This window comes from Salinimicrobium oceani (assembly GCF_012037645.1).
The window spans coordinates 1-295 of record NZ_JAAVJR010001536.1 but is presented as its reverse complement, the minus strand read 5'-3'; the positions used below and the strand labels follow the sequence as shown (position 1 = coordinate 295).

At 44.1% G+C, this 295-nt stretch carries 1 pseudogene; it reads right to left on the bottom strand.

Annotation, left to right across the window (positions count from 1 at the left end):
* Nucleotides 1-201 (bottom strand): annotated as a pseudogene (locus HC175_RS22965) (lysine--tRNA ligase); the annotation flags it as partial.
* Between the last annotated feature and the right edge of the window lie 94 nt (nt 202-295).

Below are 295 nucleotides of genomic sequence, written 5' to 3'. Positions count from 1 at the left end.
GGCAAAAGAAGCCTTGCCCTGGATTCTTCTCGACATCAATCTTCCGGCGATCACTACTTTTTTATCCTCTTCAAAATCAGCTTTTATGTCGGCAGTAGTGTGATCAACGGGATAAAGCGCTGCGGGATAGGGATCTATATTGAGTTTGCGCAGGGATTCAAGTTTCTCCCGGCGAATAATTTCCTGTTCAGATAAATGCATTGTATTTGGTTCAAATTTCGACTGGCAAAGATACAGAGTAAAGGGCAACCAATCAATTGTTTTTTAGGAGGCACAGCGACGGTAGCATTGCCCC